The sequence below is a fragment of the Pseudobacteroides sp. genome, from assembly GCF_036567765.1.
Classification (GTDB): domain Bacteria; phylum Bacillota; class Clostridia; order Acetivibrionales; family DSM-2933; genus Pseudobacteroides.
In genome coordinates this window covers 1-24,807 of sequence record NZ_DATCTU010000108.1, presented here as the reverse complement: position 1 = coordinate 24,807, position 24,807 = coordinate 1, and the positions used below count along the sequence as shown (strand labels likewise).

The window sequence follows — 24,807 nt, the reverse complement described above, 5'->3', positions numbered from 1 at the left end:
CTCTTCAATACTTTAAACTTAATTATTGCTATTGAACCGGTGGTTTCTGCTGCACCTGAGTTCTTGTAACCATCTAGGTTCATGTATGTTCTACCAAAGGTAAGTGTTCCCTTTGTAATATCATTTGCTGCCATGTCTGTTGGGCTGTATCTCTTCTGCAACAATGTACCATATTCTGGTGCTGATGAATTGTCATATGGTTCAGTCGCTGAGTAAACAGGTTGCAATACTGAAGGATCAAATTTTACATTTGCCTGATATCCTGCAAATCCAGCTATATCCTTAACACTGATTGTGTATGTTACTATATCACCTATTGCTGCTGTTGTCTTATCCAAGGATGCAACAACTCCTGAACCTGTAATTGGTGATGGTGAAGGTACTGCAGTAGGAGATGCTGTAGTAGGAGATGCCTTTGTTGGAGTTGGTGTAGATGATGCAACCGATCCGTTTATTGAAGGTGCCTGAGCAACTGAGTAATTTGTTAACTGAGCACCTGACCAGTCAAATATCATTGTTCCAGTTACTGCATTTTTTAAAGCTGCACTATCTGTAAATGTTATTGTAGTAGGTGTAGTTTTTAAAACTTTAAAATAAATTTCTGCAATTGAGCCAGTATTTTCACCTACACCTGAACTTTTATAGCCATCCAGGTTCATGTATGTTCTACCAAAGTTCAATAGTCCTTGTGTCAGTTCGTTGCTAGCCATTTCTGTAGGACTATACCTTTTTTGAAGTAATGTGCCAAGTTCTGGTGTTGATGATGAATCATATGCTGTTCCATCACTGTAAACCGGCTGTAAAACTGATGGATCATATTTCAAACATGCCTGATAACCGGCAAAATTTGAAATACCGTTAATATTGACTGTTGCTTTAATTATGCTGCCAACTGACGCTGTCGTTTTGTCAAGATCAAGTGAAATCGAAGGTGCTGTTGCAGCTAACGACACATTTGAGAATATACTGCCAAGTAGTAACAAAGTCGTTAGTAAAACTGCCATAAGTCTTTTTGTTCTCATCGATTATAAACCCCCTTATTTATTATATAACTTTTTATTTTTTTACTTTTTCTATTATAACCTCCTTAACTAAAATTTGATAAATTCAGTGCTTCTTAACTGCTATCCTTAAAATTATTTTATAATTAACAGCCCGACACTTACTTTCTCCACTAGTAATAGTTTCATCAAATCGTCAGACTTATTTATTATACGCTTCTGATGATCGCCGTAACAACTGCTTGTATAGTCTAATAATTAACTGTCTCATATTTACTAAAAGCACTTAGGTAATTTATAAACCTCTTTCTTATACCTATCAAAACAACCTGCTATTAAAATCCCTCCTCTTTTTAAATTGTAATAAATGCCTTTAAAAAGAATTAAACCTAAACATTATATAGAGTTCATTTAGCTTACTAAAATGAACTTTATATACGTCTGGATAAAAATATAATTATTTTAGTTTAATTCTTTCAAACAACAATTACCCCCTATTAAGTAATCAGAGAAACCAAGGCGATCATGAAGCAAATTTAGCTAGTACTTAAAATGCTTAACCTCGTCCTATAAATATACAAACACACACACTATTTGTTTTCTGTCGCATTTTAATTATTTATTAAATGAATGCTACAAATAGCTTGTATGTTCTTACCTAATATAAACAATGAATATACTAAAGTGCTGCAATATCTTGAGTGTTTAAACGCTTTAATTTGTTACCCCTTATATTTAATCCATGTAATAATTGTATTTAAGCTAAGTCTTATTCTATTTGAAGTATACTTATAACAGTGTAATAATAACGAATTCATAATATACCAGCATTTATAATTAATTGGATTCTGGATTCAAGAATTCAGGAGTAGAATTAGGACTGGTAGCCCTGCCAGGCTATTTAACGATAAAACAGATAAGTCTCGAACAATTCGTCCAATACTTTGTATATGTACACTTTATACTCCTCCATCAAATATAATCTAATAAATTATATTTATTTATCTTTTAGTATACTTGAATACTCAGCTGATATATTATTTTTTCAAGGAACGTATGTTAGCAGCAAATATTAATTTAAAATCTAAGTATGTAAAACTGTTTGATTATAGAATCTACCCTATAATAACCTTTTATTATAGTATATTAAATTTTGGCTTCCTTTTTAATTGATAATCATGGCATTTAGTGAATATTTTTGGCATGGGCACATAATAACCAATTTTCTGCCTTATATAAATGTAAAACACTAAACATACAAATATAATATACGAGTAAAACAAAATATTAAGTGTTGCTCTATACAAAAAATTTTAATTTTTTTGTATAAAACAACACTTAACAATTTTATGATTATTTAAAATTGAAGTGATTAAAATTCAAACTTCTCTTTAAAGAATCCATCAAGTTCATCAATTTTCATCCTAACCTGCTGCATGGAGTCTCTCTCTCTTATTGTTACACTGCCGTCATTTAATGAGTCAAAGTCAAAAGTTATGCAATATGGTGTTCCTATCTCATCCTGTCTTCTGTATCTTTTACCTATACTACCTGTCTCATCATATTCACAAACATAATTCTTAATTAATTTTTCATAAACCTTATATGATTCTTCTCCCAACTTCTTTGACAAAGGAAGAACGGCAATTTTAACAGGTGCAATAACAGGGTGGAATCTTAATACAGTCCTTACATCTCCTTCTTCAACTGTTTCTTCATCGTAAGCATCACACAGGAATGCCAACGCAACCCTGTCAGCTCCTAATGAAGGTTCAATGCAGAACGGAACATATTTTTCATTTGTAGTAGGGTCAAAGTATGACAAATCTTCTTTGGAATGTTCCATATGCTGCTTAAGGTCAAAATCTGTCCTGTCTGCAATCCCCCAAAGTTCTCCCCAGCCAAACGGAAACTTAAACTCAATATCAGTAGTTGCATTGCTGTAATGAGACAGCTCTTCCTTTGAGTGATCTCTGAGCTTTAAGCTTTCCTCCTTTATTCCCAAGTTTAAAAGCCAGTTGTAACAAAAATCCTTCCAATATTTAAACCATTCCAGGTCTGTTCCCGGCTGACAGAAAAATTCAAGCTCCATTTGCTCAAACTCTCTTGTCCTAAAAGTAAAATTACCTGGTGTTATTTCGTTTCTAAATGACTTTCCGATTTGTCCGATACCAAAAGGCATCTTTTTTCTTGAAGTTCTTTGTATGTTTTTAAAATTGACAAATATACCCTGGGCTGTTTCCGGCCTTAGATAAATCTCAGCTTTAGAATCTTCAGTTACCCCTTGGAATGTCTTGAACATCAGATTGAATTTTCTTATATCTGTAAAGTTATTCTTCCCGCAGTTTGGACAAGTTACTTCCTTTTCCTTCATATATTCAAGGAGCTGCTCATTCTTCCATCCGTCTATTCTTAAGTTGATACTGTTTTGCTCATTCCAGTCTTCTATAAGCTTGTCTGCTCTATGTCTTGTCTTACATTCCTTACAATCTATCAATGGATCACTGAATCCACCAACATGTCCTGATGCAACCCAAACCTGGGGGTTCATGAGCAATGCACAATCAACTCCAACATTATATGGACTTTCTTGAACAAACTTTTTCCACCATGCTTTTTTTACGTTGTTTTTAAGCTCAACCCCTAAAGGTCCGTAGTCCCATGCATTAGCTAAACCACCATAAATATCCGAGCCTGGATAAACAAATCCTCTGTTTTTTGCTAAAGCAACAACTTTCTCCATCGATTTTTCTACCACTGTCAATTCCTCCTTCGGTTTTTAACTACATTCATATATATTTTGGGAATATGTATTTATGTTAATACTTGACCATCTTCACTATTGAATTCCTTTCAAGTATTGCTTTCTTTCTTTTGATAATAGACTCTGACTGCATAATTCAATATCTCATCCGCAACCTTTTCCTTTGGCATTATGGGCAATTCCAATATTTCACCGTTATTTCCAATTATAGAAACTATATTTGTATCGCAGTTAAAACCTGCTCCTTCTTTTGTTAGATCATTGGCAACTATCATGTCCATATTTTTATTTTCAAGTTTAGACTTTGCGTTTTTATATAAATCATTAGTCTCTGCAGAAAACCCTACCATAACTCTTTTACCCTTTTTCTTTCCTATACTATATGCAATATCAGGGTTCTTTACAAGACTCAATGTTAATTCATCTGAGGATTTCTTTATTTTAGTATCAGCAACAACAGAACACTTATAATCCGCAACAGCTGCTGCCATTATGATTATATCTGCAGGCTCATACAGCTCGTTTACCTTCAAAAACATCTCATCAGCTGAAATTACATTATAAACAGTTATTTTTTCAGGCTTCTCAATGCTTACAGGCCCGCTTACCAAAGAAACATCAGCTCCACGTTTCTGTGCCGCCTTTGCGATGGCATACCCCATTTTGCCAGAGGAATGGTTTGTTATGTACCTAACAGGGTCAATAGCCTCTCTGGTAGGACCTGCAGTTATAAGGACCCTTATATTCTTCATATCTCCCTTTACTGCCATCGTGTCCACTATAGCTTCAATTACCGATTGAGGCTCAGGCATCCGGCCTTTCGCATTTACACCGCAGGCAAGCATACCTGTATCCGGCTCCATAAATCCATAGCCCAGCTTTTTCAACTTTTCGATATTGTTTTTTACAATAACATTTTCATACATATTTACATTCATGGCAGGCACTATAAGGACTTTTGCCTTTGTAGCCATAACTGTTGTTGTAAGCATGTCATCAGCAATGCCGTTTGCAATTTTTCCTATTATGTTTGCAGTTGCAGGTGCTATTACCAGTATATCTGCTTTTTGTGAAAGTGAGATATGCTTTATATCATAATTAATCGGTTCGGCAAACATATCTGTTATAACCGGATTATGTGAAATAGACCTAAATGTCAAAGGTGCAACAAATTTCTCGGCACTTTCAGTCATTATAACATCTACTTCCGCTCCAAGCTTTTTTAACCTGCTTACTATTTCAACAGACTTATATGCTGCAATGCCTCCGCATACGCCAAGAACGACATTCTTACCGTTAAGCATAAACTTCCCTCCTCAAAACAAAATCGCTTGCGATTTTGCAACCTTGATCGTTGTCGTGAGAAATTGTGGTGTTGCATACTCATAACTTCCTAGACATTAATAAAATCCCAAAGGGATTTTGTTCCTAACATCAAAAAAATAAGATTTGGATTGATTAGCTGCTTATACCGCTGCATACCTCAATCCACATATCTTATTTCTCTGAAATCAATTATTTAAAAACCCTAAAATTCTAAGATTAATTGCTTTAAGTAAGAACAAAATATTACTTAATACCGCTTTTTGTTCTCACGTATGTAATCTTATTTTCATTAATTTCATTTATCGCAATTGTTACAGGCTTTTCAGAGCTGCATTTGGTAAGCTTGTTAGAACCATCAGCAATCTGTCTTGCCCTTTTTGCAGTAGCAACAACGAGCGTATACCTGCTATCGACCTTTTCCATAAGTGAACTTATTGGCGGATATATCATATATAATCAACCTCCTATAAATTAGCATTGAAGTGGTAAATAATTTTTGTAACACTATCCCCATAATTGTTATCGTAATTTTCCAAATTTTTATTAATCTTTTTCTTCTTCTATAATTTCATCTACATTATCCGCTTCTTTTACGTTCAGCCTATGTGCAACTGTTTCAGGCTGGACCGCTGATAATATGATATGATCGCTGTCGGTAATTATTACTGCTCTTGTCCTTCTGCCATATGTCGCATCAATTAGCATTCCCCTGTCTCTGGCTTCCTGTATAATCCTTTTGATTGGAGCTGATTCAGGACTTACAATGGCTACTAGCCTGTTCGCTGACACGATATTGCCAAATCCTATGTTGATTAACTTCATATTTAGCCTCCTAAGACTTATTCTATGTTCTGAATCTGTTCACGTATTTTTTCTAGTTCACTTTTTAAGTCGATAACATTCTTTGTAATACTTAAATCATTTGCCTTTGAACCAATGGTATTAATCTCTCTGTTCATTTCCTGCACAAGAAAATCAAGTTTTCTTCCTACAGGTATGCCCAGATCCAAAGTTTCTCTCATTTGCATGATGTGGCTGGTCAGTCTCTGTATTTCCTCATCAATGCTGCATCTATCTGCAAATATAGCAACCTCGGTTGCTATACGATTCTCATCTATAGTTTGCTGCTCTGTAAGTTCTTTTATCCTAGTCTCCAATTTTTGCTTATACTCTTTAGTTATTTCCGGTGCTCTAAGCTTTATATCACTTAACACACTATCAATAAATGCAAGTTTACCCAACAAATCATTTTTCAGACTTTCACCTTCTATTTGCCTCATCTTCACCAGTTCATGCAGTGCGTTTGACAGTGAAACCTTAAGTATATTCCATATCGCCTCACTATCCTGCTCTACCTTTTCAATCTTTAATACATCAGGGAATTTGGCAATAAGCGAAGCGGATATATCATCCTCAAGATGGTGCTTGTCTTTTAACATCACCACTGCATTTAGATATGCTTTTGCTAAAGCTTCATCTATAACAACAGTCTTGGAATCATCATTGCGGTCCTCTAAAGATATGAACACGTCTATCTTTCCTCTTGAAACCACTTTTGATATTTCGGATCTGATCTTATCCTCCAAGCATGAAATCTGCCTTGGCATCTTGACAAATATATCGCTGTACCTGTGATTTACCGTTTTAATCTCTGCCAGAATAAGTTTGCCATCATCCTGGAATTCCCCTCTTCCAAAACCTGTCATACTCTTTATCATATGTCTTTCATCCTTTTCAAAGTCTAATATGTATTATAACATAGATTGCAATATTTTAAAGATTTTTTTTAAATTTTCATATATTTTTTCTGGTTTTCTCACGTTTACTCTGTTTTTCAAAGGCTTAAGTAATATTTCAAAAACAAATCAGCCAATATCCCCCAGTTCGTACATTATTATAGAAAGTACCAGCAAACCCGCAGTTTCGGTCCTTAGTATCCTTGGACCTAATGTTACCGGTACACAGCCATTTTCTACAGCCAAATCTACCTCATTATTTGAGAATCCACCCTCTGGGCCGATCATAACTGAAATAGTTTTGGCCCCACCACCTTTTAAAACCGGCTTAAGCTTATTTCCCGTTTCTTTTTCGTACGGAATCAAATTCAAGTCAGCCTGCTTTGCTTCGGTAATAGATTGACGAAAAGTCACAGGAGCTTCAACAATTGGCATTATTCCCCTATTACATTGTTTTGATGCTTCTATTGCTATCCTTTGCCACCTTGTGATCTTATTCTTTATATCCTTTTCACTATTTATTTTAACAACAGTTCTCTCCGTAATAACAGGGACTATTCGCTTAACCCCCATTTCTACAGATTTCTGAATGATCATATCCATTTTGTCAGACTTGGGGACCCCTTGAAATAAAGTTATGTCGATTTCAGATTCATTGGTATTTTTATAACTGTCAACTATTGTGGTGGTAACATAATTGGCGGCATAACTGTCAATTACAACACTGTAATCCCAGCAATTCCCGTCACTGATTATAAGAGAGTCTCCCTGCCTTAAGCGGAGAACATTCTTTATATGATTAAAATCTTCACCTGATATGGTTATTTTCTCATTTTCTATATTTTCCGATTTTACAAAGAACCTTGGCATTTAAATGCGATCGCCACCCATTCACCCATTTCTAATATTTCGACGGCTTTAAAACCTTTAGAAGCATACGCGTCCAGTACCTCCTGCTTTCTTTCTTTTATTATACCGGAGGTAAGAAAATACCCTTCTTTATTTACATAATAAGGCATTGACTCTGATATGTCAACAATAACACTCGCTATGATATTAGCTATAACCACATCATACTTAAAGGGTAATACGTCACCTAATACTCCCTTTAGTACCTCAATACCTTTATCGGCATTATTTAGTTTACAGTTATCTGTGGCCACCTTTACAGCAACCTCATCAATGTCCACAGCTTTTATATCTTTTGCCCCAAGCTTATATGCTATGATTGACAGTATTCCGGTACCACAGCCTAAATCCAAAATGCTGTCGCCATCCTTCAAGTACTTCTCCAGCAGCTGTGCACACATCATGGTTGTTTCATGTGTCCCTGTACCAAAAGCCATTCCAGGATCAAGCTCAATTACAATATCACCACCGGATTCTTCATACTGTTCCCATGATGGTTTAATAACTACCCTTTCAGCTATTTTTATCGGCTTGTAGTATTTTTTCCATGAGGTCGCCCAATCCTCGTCATCAACCTCATTGTATCCCATATAACCTTTACCTGTGTCAAGAAAATTTCCTATAAAATTTATTTTCTCATTAATTAATCCGATTAATTCATTAAGGTTCTTTTCATTAGAAAAATAGGCTTTAATTTTAACATCTTCGCCTAAATTGTCAAAAAACGCCTGGTCTGCATAATCCAAAGTACCAGGCTTTAGAAGCTCCTTTCTGATATCATTGGGGTCTTCAATGGCAACCCCGCCGGCTCCTATTGAAGTAAGCATTTCCGACATAGCATCACTTGCTTCTTCTGTTGTATTTATAATAATTTCATACCACTTCATCTTATCCTCTTTCTTCCTGAAACTTTTTTAAAATGCAATAGGTTTGGCAATCAAAGCTTTACATTCCAAGTGCATCTTTCATTTTTTCAAAAAAGCTTTTTCTCTGTTCATGGGTTTCTTCGCTTACCTCTGCAAATTCTCTCAGCAATGCCTTCTGATTTTCATTAAGCTTTTTGGGGACCTCTATATTAACACGTACATATTGATCGCCTCTGCCATTTCCCCTCAAATAAGGCACACCTTTTCCTTTAAGTCTGAAAACTGTTGCCGTCTGAGTAGCTTCCGGAATGGTATATTTTACCTTTCCGTCAAGTGTGGGCACCTCCAGTTCGCAGCCTAAAGCCGCCTGCACAAAGGTAATGGGCATGTCGCAAATAATGTCATTCCCCTGCCTTGTAAACAGTGCATGGGCCTTGACCCTGACGTTTATATACAAATCACCCCGCGGACCACCCTTTGAACCAGGCTCTCCTTCTCCCCTCAGTGATATGGTTTGCCCATCGTCTATACCCTGCGGAATTTTAATCTTTAATTTAACACTCTTTCTTGTTTTTCCCTTACCATTACATGTATTACATGGGTCGCTTACGATTTTCCCTTCCCCACGGCATGCATCGCAAGCCCGAACATTTACAAACTGTCCGAATGGCGTGCTCTGCTTGTATTGAACCTGGCCGGAACCATTACACTGCTTACATGTTGAAGGTGTTGTCCCTGGCTTTGCTCCGCTTCCATTACATGTTGTACAATTTTCCATTCTATTTAGGGAAATCTCTTTTTCAGTTCCAAAAGCTGCTTCTTCAAAGGCAACTTCCATGGAATACTTCAAATCATTGCCTTTTTGCGGTCCGCTCTTGCCCCTTGAAGACCTGCCACCGCCAAAGAAAGTCTCAAAAATATCACCGATTCCACCAAAGTCGAAGTCACTAAAGCCGCCGCCTCCAAAACCACCAAAGCCGTTTGGATCAGTTCCGGCATGACCATACTGATCATAACGGGTCCTTTTTTGAGAATCGCTTAACACCTCATAGGCCTCGTTAATTTCTTTGAATTTAGCTTCAGCAGTCTTATCACCTGGATTTACATCAGGATGATATTTTTTAGCAAGCTTTCTGTATGCCTTTTTTATATCTGCATCGGATGCTCCCTTATCCAATTCGAGGATTTCATAGTAATCTCTCTTATCAGCCATCCTATCAACTCCAATCTATAGTCTATAACCTTATACATTACAATAGCCAAAGCCATAAGTGAGACATGGGGGTAACTTTCAAAACCGCCAGGCAGCTTTGTATCTTGAAAATCCGCGGTGATATAAGTTTCCCGATGTCTAACCCATGACTTTGGCCTATTTTTTTATTAAATATTATTTATTGTCCTCATCAACAACCTTGTAGTCAGCGTCATATACGTTATCGGAACCTCCCATTTCAGGTCCTCCCTGTGCTGCTGCACCAGGATCAAAACCTGCACCAGCAGCCCCATCAGCCCCTGCTCCGGTATTCTGATACATTTTTGAAGAAATTTCGTAGAAAGCTTGTGTCAAAGCTTCTGTTGCCTTCTTAATATTTTCGGTATCGGTGCCCTTAAGTGCTTCCTTAACCTTATTAACTTCATCCTGTATTTTCGCTTTATCCTCGGAACTTAGCTTATCACCAAGCTCGTTAAGCTGCTTTTCACACTGGAATACCATAGAATCGGCGTTATTTCTGATATCCACTTCTTCCTTTTTCTTCTTATCTTCAGCAGCATATTTTTCAGCTTCTTTTACTGCTTTATCTATTTCATCATCGGACAGATTCGTAGAAGCAGTAATAGTAACCTTCTGTTCGTTTCCAGTACCAAGATCCTTTGCAGAAACATGAACTATACCGTTGGCATCTATATCAAATGTAACTTCAATCTGAGGCACGCCTCTAGGTGCAGGAGGAATTCCTGTAAGCTGGAATCTTCCGAGGGTTTTGTTATACTGGGCCATTTCCCTTTCGCCCTGTAAAACGTGGATCTCAACGCTGGTCTGTCCGTCAGCAGCAGTTGAGAATACCTGGCTCTTTTTGGCAGGTATTGTAGTATTTCTTTCAATAAGCTTTGTACATACTCCGCCTAATGTCTCAATACCGAGTGACAATGGCGTAACATCTAAAAGAAGAAGGTCTTTAACTTCTCCAGTCAATACCCCTGCCTGAATAGAAGCACCTACTGCCACACATTCGTCAGGGTTGATACCTTTAAAAGGCTCTTTACCAAGGTACTTCTTAACAGCTTCCTGAACAGCAGGAATTCTGCTTGATCCACCTACCAACAGTATTTTATCTATTTTATCTACACTAAGTCCTGCATCTTTCATCGCTTGCCTTGTTGGCTCCATAGTCTTTTCAACCAGATCTGCAGTAATCTCATCAAACTTGGCCCTTGTAAGCGTAACATCAAGGTGCTTAGGTCCTGTTGCATCAGCAGTTATAAAAGGAAGGTTTATATTTGTAGTTGTTACACCTGAAAGCTCTATTTTAGCTTTTTCTGCAGCTTCCTTCAATCTCTGGAGAGCCATCTTGTCATTTCTTAAGTCTATGCCGTTTTCCTTTTTAAATGTATCGGCAAGATAATCCATGACCCTCTGATCAAAGTCGTCGCCGCCGAGTCTATTGTTACCATGTGTAGCAAGAACTTCAAAAACCCCATCGCCTATTTCAAGAATGGATACGTCAAAGGTTCCTCCACCCAAGTCAAATACCAGTATTTTCTGGTCATGTTCCTTATCAAGACCATATGCCAAAGCTGCAGCAGTAGGTTCATTGATAATTCTTAGAACTTCCAGACCTGCTATTTTACCTGCATCCTTTGTTGCCTGTCTCTGGGAGTCACTGAAATATGCAGGAACTGTAATAACAGCCTGAGTTATTTTTTCTCCAAGAAATGCCTCTGCATCAGCTTTAAGCTTTTGCAGTATCATAGCAGATATTTCCTGGGGGGTGTACTGGCTATCGTCAATCTTAACCTTTCTGTCTGTTCCCATATCCCTTTTGATTGATATTACTGTTCTGTCAGGATTTGTTATAGCCTGACGTTTAGCCACCTGTCCTACCAGTCTTTCGCCTGTTTTTGAAAACGCAACAACTGAAGAAGTAGTTCTGCTGCCTTCTGGATTTGGTATTACGACAGGTTCTCCACCTTCCATAACCGCTACACATGAATTTGTTGTTCCTAAATCTATTCCTATTACTTTTGCCATATAATCTATCCTCCTCTAAATAATCAGTTAGCCACCTTAACCATACTATGACGAATTATTTTATCTTTTAAAACGTAACCCTTCTGAAACTCCTCAACAATTGTACTATCCCCATATGAATCGTCCTCAATATGCATAACAGCATTATGTAGTTGAGGATCAAAGTTTTCCCCTATGGATTTAATTTCCTCAACGCCCAAATCCTTCAGTGCATCCTTAAGCTGTCTGTACACAAGTTCCATGCCTTCTTTGAAAGAACTGTTTGTAGCCGGATCATTTTCAGCTGCTTTTATAGCCCTCTCAAAATTATCAACAACAGGAAGCATGGCTAATACAGTTTCTCCTACAGCATCCCAATAAAGTGCCTCTTTTTCTTTTGCTGTCCTCTTTTTATAATTATCAAATTCGGCAGCAGTGCGCTGGAGCATATTAAAATACTCATCACACTGTTTACTCTTTTGCTCGAGCATTGCCTTTATTTCATCAGTACCAGAAGCATTATCACTGTTACTGCTTGCTGTTTCCTGATCATTCAAACCCGAAGTAGTGCTTTCATTTTCCATCGATGGGTTTGGTGTTTCCTTTTGATTATCCTTCTTGTCATTACCGTTTGTAAATATACCCATATCGTATTGTTCCGCCCTCCCCGTATATTGTTTGTAGTTTAGCTGTCATCCAAATCACCAATATATTTTAGTATTTCTTCATTTAACTTCCTTTTAAGGAAATTCATCGAAGAAATAACCTTTGCATACTCCATTCTGGTAGGCCCAATTACGCCTATAGTTCCAAGTACAATATTGCCGATACTGTATGTTGCCGTAACCAGGCTGCAATCCTTTATCTGTTGAATATCATTCTCTGTACCTATTTGTACGCCTATACTATCATCAATATTTTTGTTGTTAAGAATCTTGTATATCTTTTCTTTTTCGTCCAGAACATTTAAAAATTCCTTTGCTTTTACAATATCCATGAACTCCGGAAAGTTAAGTATGTTAGTAGTACCTTCCAAATAAACATCAGAATAATCTATATTGTTTATAGAATCTATTATACCGTCTATTATCGGTATTAATATTTCCTTCGTAACCCCTAATTCCTTCTCTATTTCCAGCATTATATTGTTGCTTATCTGATCTATAGTAAGACCATTTAACTTACTGTTTAATACATTTGACAGCATTATCAGCAAGTCTGCAGTAACATTATCGTGAATTTTAATAAAGCTATTCCTAACCACATTTGCACTTGTAACCACTATAACAAGTGCTCTGCCCGGCTGAACGGGCACAACCTGTACAGCCTTCAGAATGCTCTTTTTCAACTGCGGAGCAATTGCAATCGATGTATATTTTGTGATCTTCGACATTATCATCGATGCCTGCCTTATAAGTTGAGTCATCTCATTAATCCGCACTTCCAATGCCTGTTTTATTGAGTCAGCTTCTTCAGTAGACAATACCTTTTCTTTCATCAACTCATTGACATATAGTCTATAGCCTTTGTCAGAAGGAATCCTACCGGCAGAAGTATGGGGCTGTGCTAAAAAACCCATTTCCTCCAAATCCGCCATTTCGTTTCTAATAGTAGCAGAACTCAAACCAAGCTCATGTTTCCTTGCGATTGTCCTTGAACCGATAGGTTCTGCTGTGTCAATGTAGTCATCAATAATAGCTTGAAGGATTCTTCTTTTTCTATCATCCAAGTACATGTTCCAGCTCCCCTTTGTTAGCACTCTACTTTATTGAGTGCTAATTATAATTTAAATATATCCCCATGGCAGTTATTTGTCAAGTATTTTATGCTAAAATCCCAAGAATTACAAATATCATATTGATGGGTAACTCTTTCTATATGATATGTGGTTAATCTATATCTATAAACTCCATAAACACCTGATTTGCGTAGTCCAGTCCTGTTTGTGTAAGCAAGAGTCTTCCAGCTTTGTGCTCGACCAATCCTTTGCCAATTAATTTTTTAAACTTACCTCCAAACTTATCCATTATTTCAATTCCATATCTTCCCTTGAACTCTGACTGAGAGATGCCGCAGGTAAGCCTCATTCCAAGAATAATATATTCCGACATGCTTTCTGCTTCATCTATAATTGCTTCTCCTTCTATATATTTACCCTCATATTCCATATAATTTTTAATATAATCTTCTATATTATAAAGGTTATTATATCTTTTTTTGTTAAAGTATGAGTGCGCACCTGCTCCAAGTCCTAAATATTCTTTCGCCTTCCAATATATAAGGTTGTGCTTGCATTCATAGCCTTCCAGTGCAAAATTGGATATTTCGTACATGCCATAACCATGCCCTGCCAGTTGTCTTTTGGCAAGATAATACATTTCTCTGTCCGTATGGTCATCTATTTCATCAATCTCTCCATGCTCATACTTTTCCCAAAAAACAGTATTCTCTTCTATTTTAAGACTATAGCAGGATATATGCTCCGGTCCTAAATCTGCTACATTATTAACCGTCTCTGCCCAATCCTCCAATGTTTGATGGGGAAGAGAAAAAATCATATCTATATTAATATTATTAAATCCAATCTCTCTTGCAAGCTTATAATTATCGACAAACTCTTCTATGCTGTGAACCCTTCCGATGTTCTTTAACAGCCTGTTTTGCCACGCCTGAAGTCCGATACTCAGTCTGTTTATTCCTATATATTTATATGCTCTCAGCTTATCTTCTGATAATGTTCCGGGATTTGATTCGAGGCTTATCTCTGCATCTGCTGCAATTTTAAAGTGCTGGCGGCACAACCTTACAACATCCTCAATATATCGGGAATCCACACTCGAAGGCGTTCCACCACCTATAAAAACAGTCTTTACTTCATATCCCTCTGCTCTTTCACCATAAATGATTATTTCTTTTTTTAATGCCTCAAAATAGGCTTCGACCAACTCGCTCTTATTGGAAAAGGAATTAAAATCGCAATAATAGCATTTTGATTTACAAAAAGGAACATGTATATAAAGCCCAATACTCTTTTCCATAATAGCTCCAATAGAAATAATAAATTAAAAAATATATAGTAGCAGCAGAAAATTTTTTTAAGTATCCAGCTTCAAAACGGTCATAAATGCTTCTTGAGGGACTTCTACACTTCCAACCTGTCTCATCCTCTTTTTACCCTCTTTTTGCTTTTCAAGAAGCTTTTTCTTTCTGGTTATGTCCCCGCCGTAGCACTTTGAAAGAACGTCTTTTCTGTAAGCCTTTACGGTCTCCCTTGCAATTATCTTTCCTCCGATACAAGCCTGTATGGGGATTTCAAACTGCTGCCTGGGTATTGACTCCTTAAGCTTTTCCGCTATTCTTCTTCCCCTTGCATAAGCCTTTTCAGTATGAACAATAAACGAAAGGGCATCAACTATATCTCCATTTAGCAGTATGTCCAGTTTTACTAGGGTAGAAGGCGTGTATCCCATTAGCTCATAATCCAACGAAGCATAACCTCTTGACCTGGATTTTAGAGCATCAAAAAAGTCATATATTATTTCATTTAGGGGCATTTCATATAAAAGCATTACCCTTCCCTCATCAATGTATTTCATATCCTTATATATGCCGCGTCTTTCCTGACTGAGATCCATAACACTGCCCACATACTCGGTAGGAAGCATAATGGAGCACTTAACCATAGGTTCTTCCATTGAGCTGATTTCTGCAGTCGGCGGTAAGTTGGACGGGTTGTCGATGAATATGGTTGTCCCGTCAGATTTGTTGATTTTATAAATAACACTTGGTGCTGTTGTCACCAGGTCCAGATCATATTCCCTTTCAAGCCTTTCCTGAATAATCTCCATATGCAAAAGACCCAAAAATCCGCATCTAAAACCGAATCCAAGTGCAATGGATGACTCCGGTTCAAAACTTAGTGATGCATCGTTAAGCTGTAGTTTTTCTAGGGCATCCCTCAAATCTCCATATTTTGATCCGTCAGCCGGGTATATACCACAGAAAACCATTGAATTTACCTTTTTATAACCGGGCAAAGGCTCTTTCGTAGGGTTATTTGATAGGGTTACAGTATCACCTACCCTGGTATCTCGGACATTTTTTATACTGGCTGCAATATAGCCAACCTCTCCCGCTAAAAGCTCTCCGGATGAAAAAAGTGATCCTGGCCTGAAATATCCTACTTCGGTAACAACGAATTCCTTACCGGTGTACATCATCCTTATTTGATCTCCAACCTTTACGCTGCCTTCCTTTATCCTCACATAAACAATAACCCCCTTATAGCTGTCATAGTAAGAATCGAATATGAGAGCCTTCAGCGGAGCACTTTCATCATTATCGGGACATGGAACCGCCTTAACTACACTCTCAAGAACCGCTTCAATATTAAGCCCGTTTTTGGCAGAAACCATTGGAGCCTCGCTTGCATCAAGGCCTATTATATCCTCAATCTCCTTTTTTACCACATCGGGCTGGGCACTTGGCAAATCAATCTTATTAATAACAGGAAGGATTTCCAGGTTATGTTCCAAGGCAAGATAAACATTTGCAAGGGTCTGTGCTTCAATCCCCTGTGCAGCATCCACAACCAGTATTGCACCCTCACATGCCGCCAAACTTCTTGAAACCTCGTAGTTAAAGTCTACATGACCTGGTGTATCAATCAGGTTAAATATATACTCTTCTCCATCGCTGGCTTTATATACCATCCTAACAGCCTGAGCCTTGATGGTAATACCGCGTTCTCTTTCAATATCCATATTATCAAGAACCTGATCTTCCATTTCTCTCAGAGTCAAAACCCCGGTCTTCTCCAGCATTCTGTCTGCTAGAGTTGATTTCCCATGATCAATATGTGCTATTATACAAAAATTTCTTATTTTCTTTTGTCTTTCGCTTGCCATCAATAAAATCCTCCAAAGGTTTCATTAATATATAGTAATAATTTAAATACATAATAATTAATTTATTTTTAAATCTAAGCTCGGTAATATTTTGTGCATTAATTGATTGTATCCAGCTTTTTATTATAACATAACAAAAACAAGGTGAATAGATTAAAAGTAATTAATCTTTTTTAATATACTCACAAGCAATAAAATGTTTATTGCAAAACATTGGGTATGACGTTATAATATTAATGTAAAATTCAATGATGTTTTCTTTACACAGATGTAACTTCAATATCGACTAAGACGTCGAAACCTACATTTTTATGGATACCACATATTTTAACAACTTACAGTGTGGTTCATTCATATCTAAGAAGGAAGACAATGATTGTTTTTCCTCCTTTATGCCGGGTAGGCCTGTATCCCGCCATATTATTTTCTCAGGCTAATCTATCTATATTTCCAGAAACAATGGGGTTGAAGGAGAAATTTAATATTAAGTACTTTGGAAAGGTGATATTAATATGAACGATCTCAATCTCCAAATTTTAGGAGGCGGCATAAACACCGTCTGGGTCTTGTTGTGTGCAGCTTTGGTTTTCTTTATGGAAGCAGGATTCGCTATGCTGGAAGCAGGGTTTGTAAGGGCTAAAAATTCCCTTAATATTATTATGAAGGTTTTTATTGATTGCTGCTCAGGGTTGTTGGGCTATTGGGTTTTAGGCTTTGCACTTATGTATGGCTTGGACAAATTCGGCATAATCGGAACAACAGGCTTCTTTGCCATGGGTGATATGAGTAACCTGCCGTTGTTAAAGAATCTCGGATTGCCTGTTGAAGTCTACTGGATGTTCCAGGCAGCTTTCGCTGTAGCAGTTGCAACTATAGTTTCGGGAGCAGTAGCGGAAAGAATGAAGTTTCTTCCCTACATGATTTTCAGTTTTCTTGCAACAGCTGTTATTTATCCCATAGCAGGTCATATGATCTGGAATCCCGAAGGGTTATTCGCAAAAATGGGCATGCTTGATTTCGCAGGCTCAGCTGCAGTTCACTCTGTGGGGGGATGGGCTTCTCTTGCAGCAGTCCTCGTCCTTGGTCCGAGAATCGGTAAATATAAAAAAGATGGTTCTGTAAATGTAATACCAGGCCACAGCTTACCGTTGGCAGCTTTGGGAGCCTTTATCCTCTGGTTCGGCTGGTTTGGCTTCAACCCTGGAAGTGCGTTAACAGGGCTGGACGGCAGTATCTCCCACATAGTAGTAACCACCAACCTGGCAGCAGCAGCAGGGGGGTTTGTAAGTGCAATTTTCACACTTGTAAGGTATGGCAAGGTTGATGCAAGTATGACCATGAACGGAGCCCTTGCAGGATTGGTTTCCATAACAGCGGGATGTGCTTTTGTAAACCTCCCTAGTGCTGTAATAATCGGAGCTATAGCAGGTATACTTGTAGTTGTTGCAGTAGAGTTCTTTGATAAAATACACGCAGATGACCCTGTTGGTGCAATCGCAGTCCATGGTATATGCGGTTCCTTCGGAACTATTGCTGTAGGGCTCTTTGCTTCGGTAGGTGCCTCAAAAGGCCTCTTCTTTGGCGGAGGATTTAAGCTCTTAGGCATTCAGGCCATCGGGCTTATTACTGTATCAGCTTGGGCGTTCCTTTCCACCTTCCTGGTGTTTAAGGCATTAAAAGCAGTTTCGGGGATAAGAGTCAGCAAGGGGGATGAAGTGGAAGGCCTCGATATCAGCGAACATGGAGTAAGAGCCTATGCACAAACAGCGATGGACGACAGCCTTGTTCTTGAGGATCTCGGAAACAACACCAAAGCTGATCAAAGCGTTAGACCCGGTATAAAAGCAGCTCCTGCTAAAGTAGAATATACTACATAATAGATCCTATATTAAAAATGCAATAGGTTATCACTATTAGTATAATATACATTAATCAAGAATAGAGTCATATGTAAAAAAGGGCTTGATGCCCTCTTTTACATATGACATGATCAAAAACTGAAGTAATTTTTCATTCATGACTATAATTAATCGATATAAATTTTTTCGGTATTATAGTTAAATAAAATAGCTCTTCCGTCATTCTCAACAAAATTTACAATATTATTAAGCATGCTGTCAACATGCTTTGGATCATTTGATACACATGAAACACCTATTATTGCATTTTTCCATGTATCGTTAAGGTCAACCTCTGCAATGGAAGCATTATACCTTGACTTAAGCCTTTCAATTATACTTTTGACAATCTGCCTTTTATCCTTGAGAGAAAATACGCCGTCAAGGGATAATTCCATCCTGCATACACCAACAACCAAGCATTTCACCATCCTTATTAAACCTATAGTCTATATTTATAACGATTATAGCACAAATAAATCGTTAGTTGTGGAAATTCCATATAAATATTGCTATAATAAAAAGTAATGAATTTAGCATTCCTACATTAATATCGCCGTATAACCGCATTTTTAGTTATAGAAAATTGTAATTTTCTTACATTAAAATATCAAGGAGATAATTACTATGTCGACTGTATTAGTTATTGATGATGAAACCACAATTTTAGAAAATATAAGATTTAATCTTGAAATGGAAAATTATAACGTTATTACTGCCTCCAACGGTGAAGACGGTCTTAATATTTTTAGAGAGAAAATCAATATAATAGATGCTGTCATCACCGATATGAAAATGCCAAAGCTTACAGGTATAGATGTTCTTAGAGAAATTAAAAAAATAATGCCTGAAATGGGTGTTCTGATTTTGACAGGACACGGTGATATTGAAAATGCCATTCAAACCATGAAGGATGGTGCTTTTGAATATCTCAAGAAGCCTCTGAACGTAGATCAGCTATCCCTGGTAATTTCAAAAGCTATAGAAAAAAAGAATTTGCTTTTGGAAAATACAAAAATACAAAAAAAGCTTCTGGATCAGAATACATATCTTCGCGGTCTGCATGACTCGGCGGAAAAAATTCTTTTGAACCTACTTCCCAAAAAGCTTCCTGAGCTTGAAGGTGTAAGGTTTTCAGTAGAATACAAGTCCTCTGAGGCCGTCGGTGGAGACATGTACGATATCTGTGATATTGGCGATTATCTTTGCTTTTATGTTTTTGACGTTTCCAATCACGGTATACTGGCTGCAGTAATTGCTGTTATATTAAAAAGCTTTCTGCAGAATATAGAATACAATTACAGGCAGGGCATAAACAAACGCAGATTTCCGGAAATTGTTGCAGACCTGAATAATGAAGTACTTATCAATACCGCAGAAAATGTATTCGCTACTCTTTTCCTGGGATTTCTAGACAAAAAAACCAACGTGCTGTATTATGTATCTGCAGGACATGTTACACAGTTCCTGTTCAATGATGAAAAAATAGTTCCTCTAAACTCAACTGGTACAGTTCTAGGTGCTTTTGAGGATGCGGTATATACCTGCAGTGTGCATCAGTTAAGCCCTGGAGATAAGGTAGTTCTGTTCTCCGATGGCATACTGGAGGTTTCAAAAGATGATATTATTTTCGGTTATAAAAACGTTGAGAAAAACCTTTTGGCCAATCATGAAAAGCCTATAGATGTTATAACAAAGGAGCTTCTAAAAGCTTCTGCCGAGTATTCCAACAGTGACTTCTTCGATGATGTAACCATTGTGGGAATGGAACTTTTAAAATAAATTCTATCTGCTTGGAGGATTATATGTCTGCATCCAAACCGTTGCAAAACAACTTAAAAACCACAGCACTCCTGGATAATATATTAAACAGTTCTACCGAATATGCAGTTATAGCTACAGATACGAAAGATATGATAGTATTTTGGAACAAAGGTGCGGAGATAATTTACGGTTACACTGAAAACGAAATGGTAGGAAAACAAACGCCGCAAATTCTTCATGTTAACAGTTCCCCCACTAACGATATTCTTTTGCATAGTGAAAATAACTACAGTTCGAGAGTAACCGACTATGAAATGAAGGCAATCAGAAAGGATGGCACCATTCTTCCTGTTTCGGTAACTGTTACCCCCAGATTCGGAGTCAATCAGGACCTTTGCGGTTATTTAATAATTGTACGGGACATAACAAATCTGAAGGTTGAGGAAAAATATCGGGACATACTTATTGAAGTGGCTCATTTGGTAAACTCCCCTATAAGCATCAACGAAATGTGTAACGGCATAATAAATGCTATCAGCACAATACTAGAAATTCCTGTAGTTTTTATTTGCCTTCTTGATAAAAGAAACAATAATTTTTATGTAGAACATCAGACAGGACTAAATAGTGATTACAAGAGGCATTACTGCTCATATACCTATGATGATAAATTTGTTTACGGCAATGTATTCGATTGTTTTTTAACTTACTCCCAATATACAATAAACTATGGAAAACTTGCAGGACACGCAATATGTGAGTTTATGCAGGATGAAACGCTCTCAGAATCCGACAGTTCGATAATACATATACCTCTTCTTGCAGATATAGCTTTAATAGGAATTCTGCATATAGTAATACCTTCTTCCAGAAAAAATCTGCTCCTTACCGAAACACAGGTATTAAGCATAATTGCTAATGAAATATCTGCCGGCATCCAGAGGAAAAGGCTTGAGGAAGAAATAAAACAGTACGCCTATGACTTGGAAAGGCTGGTACAAGAAAGAACCGACCAGCTTAGGGTTAAGGACGCCCAGTTGGTTCAGTCGGGAAAGCTCGCTACCCTCGGTGAAATGGCCACTGGTATAGCACATGAAATTAACCAGCCATTAGGAGGTATAAGCCTGATTGTCCAAGGGCTGCAGCGAGCAAAAAACCTAGGCAAACTAAATGACGAGATCCTTGATGAAAAGCTCAAATCAGTAATAGAGCAGATTGATAGGATCAATAAGATAATTACCCACTTAAGAACCTTTGCAAGACAGTCAAAAGAAGCACACCAGGAAATATCCGTCAGCGTGCCGCTTCTTGATGTGTTTAAGCTGATAGGTCAGCAATTGAAAAACAAAAATATCACAATTGAGACCTATATTTCGGAGGAAATATCTCCTGTATTCGCAGATCATAATAAACTGGAACAAGTCTTCTTAAACATTCTCAGCAATGCAAGGGATGCACTTGATGATTTTGAAAAGGTTATAAGACGATTAAAAGAAAGAGGAACCCCCCCTGAATGGGTTAAGAGCTGGCAAAAGAAAATAATAATAAGTACATATGAAAAGGACAAATATGTTTATGTTGAGATTGAAGATACCGGAGGCGGGATTCCTAAGGAATATATAAATAAAATATTTGAGCCCTTTTACACTACAAAGGAAGTTGGAAAAGGTACAGGTTTGGGTCTTTCAATATCATATGGTATTATTAAGGAGTTTGGTGGAACCATATCAGTGGACTCGGAAGAAATGCTTGGAAGCAGATTTACCATAAAGCTGCCCGTCCACAGCTCTACCTACAACCCAATTAATGATATATATGATTATTAAGATCTGATTTGCTTCAAATATAAATTGTGATAAATGACTCAAAAAGTTTACAAATATAATATTTACCATCTGGATTTTCCTTCAGTTGAATGCTATAATGGATATGGAGGGCTTAATAATGCAAATATTAAATTATAATCTCGAAGCATTTATACCATATGATGAGGATAATATTGAAAAATTTCTTACCATTTGTGAAGATGCTATTGATAATATTACAAATGATGAAAAGCCTAAGTTTAAGCTCAAAAGTGCTATACATGAGCTTTTGGTCAATTCTTTGGAACACGGATACAAAAAAAATCCGGGTAAGGTTTCTCTGTCCATAAAAAGAACTGAAGATTCTATTTTATTTGAGCTGTGCGACGAAGGAAACGGTGTTGATATTGAAGCACTGAACCTTAACCGCAGAGTTTCCGATTTAAATTCAATGTCATCAAGAGGATGGGGATTAACCCTCGTCAACACCTTTTCGACCAATTTAAAAATTGTCCCAAACAGTCCTAAAGGTACAAAGATAACCTTAACCATACCACTGGATTAGCACACATTACTCTATACTAATTCAGTTTGAAATCAATTCTCTAAAGCTGCTTATATCTGTAACAGGTGCCCTGCATGCAAAATTTTCACAAACATATGCTGTTACCTTGTCCTCAACCTGTTCATAATTGGCTAGATAAGGTATTATACTTGTCAATTCTCGATTCTCTTTTAAATATAAAACTGAAACAGTAAAAGGTCTGAACTTTTCATTAATAACATTTACCATACTTTGGGCATTATTGGCAGTCCCAGATACAACAACCACCTCTTTAGCATTTGATTTTGCATACATAGCTGCAATCAAAAAGAAAGTATATCCGGAGGGATATTTTTTTATTTCTCCACCAAACGCATTTAGTATCCTCCTTGCCCTATTTTCAAATCTACTCTCTCCCGTTATCCTGGCAAGCCTCAGAAAATTATACGCAGCTACTGAATTTCCCGATGGCATGGCACCGTCATAAATTTCCTTAGGTCTTGTAATGAGCTGCTCACTGTCACAGCCATACACAAAGAATCCGCCATTTTTACTGTCCCAAAAATATTTTATTAAGTCATCACTCAGTTCAATTGCTTTTTTAAGATAGTACCCGTCATAGCTTGTTTCATAAAGCTCTATAAGTCCCCATACAAAAAAAGCATAATCATCTGCGTAAGCAGGATATGATGCCTCTCCATCCCTGTACCGGGCTAGCAATCGACCATCTTCTCTGAAAAGATTTTTTAATATAAAATCCACAGCTTTTTTTGCTGCATAATCATATTGCTTTTTACCGAATGCCCGCCCTGCTATGGATAAGGCAGCTATCATAAGACCATTCCACGCAGTGAGTATTTTGTCATCCTTATACGGGTGGACTCTTCCTTCCCTATGCCTGTAGAGCTTTTCCCTGGATTTTTGAACAAATTCCTTATCAACATCATAAATGGCTGTTTTTATGAGGTTAGGTATGTTTTTACCCTCAAAATTGCCCCCCTGCGATATGTCAAAATACCTGCAATACTTCTCCCCATCTTCTTTTCCCAGGATATCAATAATCTCATCAGCAGACCATACATAAAACCTGCCTTCCTCTCCTTCAGAATCAGCATCCTCTGCAGAGTAAAAGGCACCGCTTTGAGAAGTCATATCCCTTAAAACATAAGTCAATATCTCCTCTGCTATTTCCCCGTATTTTTTATTGCCTGTAGCCTGAAATGCCTCCATGTATGCGATTGTCAAAAGAGCATTATCATAAAGCATTTTTTCAAAATGCGGCACAAGCCATTCCCTGTCCGTTGAATAGCGGCTGAATCCAAGCCCTATATGGTCATATATACCGCCCTTGTACATTGAAATCAATGTTTTTTCCACAATGCTCAAGGCTATAGGATCCTTAGTGCTGTACCAGTATCTCAGTAAAAAATAAAGTGTATGGGGAGCAGGGAACTTTGGTGCTCCATCGAAGCCTCCGTATTTCTCATCAAATGCCTCTTCAAAATGTGTAAATGCCTCATTAATGGTGTTCTCATCAATTTCCTCTGGTCGTGCTTCCTGCTCAGTATTAAGAAACCCTACAATCTTTTCCCCTGAATCAACAATAGCTTTTCTATTGTTATCCCAAGCGTGCTTTACCTTCTCCAAAATGCTTATAAGCCCTGTCATGCCTATACTGTCATATTTGGGGAAATACGTACCGGCAAAGAAAGGCTTTTGATCGGGTGTCATTATTACAGTAAGAGGCCACCCTCCGTGATTCGTAAGCATCTGACAAACATCCATGTATATATGGTCAACGTCAGGCCTTTCCTCCCTGTCTACTTTAATGGAAATGAAATTGGAATTTAAAATTTTTGCTACTTCTTCGTCTTCAAAGCTCTCTCTTTCCATTACATGACACCAATGACAAGTTCTTTGAATACAGGTCAGCTATAGCCAATAGACAGGAAGATAGGCTTATCTTCTGACTTGGCTTTCTGAAAAGCTTCATCACTCCAAGGAAACCAGTTTACAGGGTTATGTGCATGTTGCAGCAGGTAAGGGGATTTCTCTTGG

General features: G+C 37.5%; 19 protein-coding genes and 1 pseudogene. 4 read left to right on the top strand and 16 right to left on the bottom strand.

Features of this window, described 5'->3' with window-relative positions:
* The 14 genes from VIO64_RS17615 to lepA all read right to left on the bottom strand — a co-directional run.
* Positions 1-1,022: cohesin domain-containing protein (locus VIO64_RS17615; protein ID WP_331920655.1), on the bottom strand; the 1,022-nt coding region annotated here is incomplete at its 3' end.
* A 1,351-nt stretch (positions 1,023-2,373) separates the two neighbouring features.
* A complete protein-coding gene (locus tag VIO64_RS17610; protein WP_331920657.1) occupies positions 2,374-3,744 on the bottom strand; it encodes a glycine--tRNA ligase in 1,371 nt (456 codons plus the stop codon).
* Between the two features lie 110 nt (positions 3,745-3,854).
* A complete protein-coding gene (coaBC, locus tag VIO64_RS17605; RefSeq protein WP_331920653.1) occupies positions 3,855-5,069 on the bottom strand; it encodes a bifunctional phosphopantothenoylcysteine decarboxylase/phosphopantothenate--cysteine ligase CoaBC in 1,215 nt (404 codons plus the stop codon).
* Positions 5,070-5,334: 265 nt separating this feature from the next.
* The gene (rpoZ, locus tag VIO64_RS17600; protein ID WP_331920651.1) at positions 5,335-5,541 is read right to left on the bottom strand and encodes a DNA-directed RNA polymerase subunit omega; all 207 of its coding nucleotides are present in this window, start codon (positions 5,539-5,541) and stop codon (positions 5,335-5,337) included.
* A 93-nt stretch (positions 5,542-5,634) separates the two neighbouring features.
* Positions 5,635-5,913, bottom strand: a complete 279-nt coding sequence (gene remA, locus VIO64_RS17595) for an extracellular matrix/biofilm regulator RemA (protein WP_331920649.1) — start codon at positions 5,911-5,913, stop codon at positions 5,635-5,637.
* A gap of 17 nt (positions 5,914-5,930) precedes the next feature.
* Positions 5,931-6,809, bottom strand: coding sequence for a YicC/YloC family endoribonuclease (locus tag VIO64_RS17590; protein ID WP_331920647.1), 879 nt, complete (start codon positions 6,807-6,809; stop codon positions 5,931-5,933).
* A gap of 147 nt (positions 6,810-6,956) precedes the next feature.
* Positions 6,957-7,697, bottom strand: a complete 741-nt coding sequence (locus tag VIO64_RS17585; protein WP_331920645.1) for a 16S rRNA (uracil(1498)-N(3))-methyltransferase — start codon at positions 7,695-7,697, stop codon at positions 6,957-6,959.
* A complete protein-coding gene (gene prmA / locus VIO64_RS17580) occupies positions 7,679-8,623 on the bottom strand; it encodes a 50S ribosomal protein L11 methyltransferase (protein WP_331920643.1) in 945 nt (314 codons plus the stop codon). The genes VIO64_RS17585 and prmA overlap by 19 nt, the downstream gene beginning before the upstream one ends.
* Positions 8,624-8,681: 58 nt before the next feature.
* Positions 8,682-9,815 carry a molecular chaperone DnaJ gene (gene dnaJ / locus VIO64_RS17575; protein ID WP_331920641.1) on the bottom strand — a complete coding sequence of 378 codons (1,134 nt, stop codon included), beginning with the start codon at positions 9,813-9,815 and terminating at the stop codon, positions 8,682-8,684.
* A gap of 174 nt (positions 9,816-9,989) precedes the next feature.
* Positions 9,990-11,852 (bottom strand): molecular chaperone DnaK, encoded by a 1,863-nt coding sequence (gene dnaK, locus VIO64_RS17570; RefSeq protein WP_331920639.1) that lies wholly within the window; start codon positions 11,850-11,852, stop codon positions 9,990-9,992.
* A 23-nt stretch (positions 11,853-11,875) separates the two neighbouring features.
* Positions 11,876-12,478, bottom strand: a complete 603-nt coding sequence (grpE, locus tag VIO64_RS17565) for a nucleotide exchange factor GrpE (protein WP_331920637.1) — start codon at positions 12,476-12,478, stop codon at positions 11,876-11,878.
* Positions 12,479-12,516: 38 nt separating this feature from the next.
* Complete coding sequence (hrcA, locus tag VIO64_RS17560) at positions 12,517-13,566, bottom strand: heat-inducible transcriptional repressor HrcA (RefSeq protein ID WP_331920635.1); 1,050 nt, start codon at positions 13,564-13,566, stop codon at positions 12,517-12,519.
* 154 nt (positions 13,567-13,720) lie between these two features.
* On the bottom strand, positions 13,721-14,869 hold the full coding sequence (gene hemW, locus VIO64_RS17555) for a radical SAM family heme chaperone HemW (protein WP_331920633.1): 1,149 nt from the start codon (positions 14,867-14,869) through the stop codon (positions 13,721-13,723).
* Between the two features lie 57 nt (positions 14,870-14,926).
* Positions 14,927-16,738, bottom strand: coding sequence for a translation elongation factor 4 (gene lepA / locus VIO64_RS17550; RefSeq protein ID WP_331920631.1), 1,812 nt, complete (start codon positions 16,736-16,738; stop codon positions 14,927-14,929).
* Positions 16,739-17,250: 512 nt separating this feature from the next.
* On the opposite strand from lepA, the gene VIO64_RS17545 reads away from it, so the two are divergent.
* Positions 17,251-18,615 (top strand): ammonium transporter, encoded by a 1,365-nt coding sequence (locus VIO64_RS17545; protein ID WP_331920629.1) that lies wholly within the window; start codon positions 17,251-17,253, stop codon positions 18,613-18,615.
* Positions 18,616-18,764: 149 nt separating this feature from the next.
* Here the strand turns inward: VIO64_RS17545 and VIO64_RS17540 are convergent, their stop codons facing one another.
* Positions 18,765-19,067 (bottom strand): DUF503 domain-containing protein, encoded by a 303-nt coding sequence (locus VIO64_RS17540; RefSeq protein ID WP_331920627.1) that lies wholly within the window; start codon positions 19,065-19,067, stop codon positions 18,765-18,767.
* Positions 19,068-19,263: 196 nt separating this feature from the next.
* On the opposite strand from VIO64_RS17540, the gene VIO64_RS17535 reads away from it, so the two are divergent.
* The 3 genes from VIO64_RS17535 (at position 19,264) to VIO64_RS17525 (ending at position 22,770) form a co-directional block, all read left to right on the top strand.
* On the top strand, positions 19,264-20,418 hold the full coding sequence (locus VIO64_RS17535; protein ID WP_331920625.1) for a SpoIIE family protein phosphatase: 1,155 nt from the start codon (positions 19,264-19,266) through the stop codon (positions 20,416-20,418).
* Between the two features lie 23 nt (positions 20,419-20,441).
* Positions 20,442-22,226, top strand: coding sequence for a PAS domain-containing sensor histidine kinase (locus VIO64_RS17530; protein WP_331920623.1), 1,785 nt, complete (start codon positions 20,442-20,444; stop codon positions 22,224-22,226).
* A gap of 118 nt (positions 22,227-22,344) precedes the next feature.
* Positions 22,345-22,770, top strand: coding sequence for an ATP-binding protein (locus VIO64_RS17525; RefSeq protein WP_331920621.1), 426 nt, complete (start codon positions 22,345-22,347; stop codon positions 22,768-22,770).
* A gap of 21 nt (positions 22,771-22,791) precedes the next feature.
* Here VIO64_RS17525 and VIO64_RS17520 read toward each other — a convergent pair.
* Positions 22,792-24,807 (bottom strand): annotated as a pseudogene (locus VIO64_RS17520) (thioredoxin domain-containing protein); the annotation flags it as partial.

Coding starts and splice junctions, on each gene's coding strand:
- VIO64_RS17610 (WP_331920657.1), bottom strand. CDS start 3,744: ATGGAGAAAGTTGTTGCTTTAGCAAAAAACAGAGGATTTGTTTATCCA.
- coaBC (WP_331920653.1), bottom strand. CDS start 5,069: ATGCTTAACGGTAAGAATGTCGTTCTTGGCGTATGCGGAGGCATTGCA.
- rpoZ (WP_331920651.1), bottom strand. CDS start 5,541: ATGATATATCCGCCAATAAGTTCACTTATGGAAAAGGTCGATAGCAGG.
- remA (WP_331920649.1), bottom strand. CDS start 5,913: ATGAAGTTAATCAACATAGGATTTGGCAATATCGTGTCAGCGAACAGG.
- VIO64_RS17590 (WP_331920647.1), bottom strand. CDS start 6,809: ATGATAAAGAGTATGACAGGTTTTGGAAGAGGGGAATTCCAGGATGAT.
- VIO64_RS17585 (WP_331920645.1), bottom strand. CDS start 7,697: ATGCCAAGGTTCTTTGTAAAATCGGAAAATATAGAAAATGAGAAAATA.
- prmA (WP_331920643.1), bottom strand. CDS start 8,623: ATGAAGTGGTATGAAATTATTATAAATACAACAGAAGAAGCAAGTGAT.
- dnaJ (WP_331920641.1), bottom strand. CDS start 9,815: ATGGCTGATAAGAGAGATTACTATGAAATCCTCGAATTGGATAAGGGA.
- dnaK (WP_331920639.1), bottom strand. CDS start 11,852: ATGGCAAAAGTAATAGGAATAGATTTAGGAACAACAAATTCATGTGTA.
- grpE (WP_331920637.1), bottom strand. CDS start 12,478: ATGGGTATATTTACAAACGGTAATGACAAGAAGGATAATCAAAAGGAA.
- hrcA (WP_331920635.1), bottom strand. CDS start 13,566: ATGTACTTGGATGATAGAAAAAGAAGAATCCTTCAAGCTATTATTGAT.
- hemW (WP_331920633.1), bottom strand. CDS start 14,869: ATGGAAAAGAGTATTGGGCTTTATATACATGTTCCTTTTTGTAAATCA.
- lepA (WP_331920631.1), bottom strand. CDS start 16,738: ATGGCAAGCGAAAGACAAAAGAAAATAAGAAATTTTTGTATAATAGCA.
- VIO64_RS17545 (WP_331920629.1), top strand. CDS start 17,251: ATGAACGATCTCAATCTCCAAATTTTAGGAGGCGGCATAAACACCGTC.
- VIO64_RS17540 (WP_331920627.1), bottom strand. CDS start 19,067: ATGGTGAAATGCTTGGTTGTTGGTGTATGCAGGATGGAATTATCCCTT.
- VIO64_RS17535 (WP_331920625.1), top strand. CDS start 19,264: ATGTCGACTGTATTAGTTATTGATGATGAAACCACAATTTTAGAAAAT.
- VIO64_RS17530 (WP_331920623.1), top strand. CDS start 20,442: ATGTCTGCATCCAAACCGTTGCAAAACAACTTAAAAACCACAGCACTC.
- VIO64_RS17525 (WP_331920621.1), top strand. CDS start 22,345: ATGCAAATATTAAATTATAATCTCGAAGCATTTATACCATATGATGAG.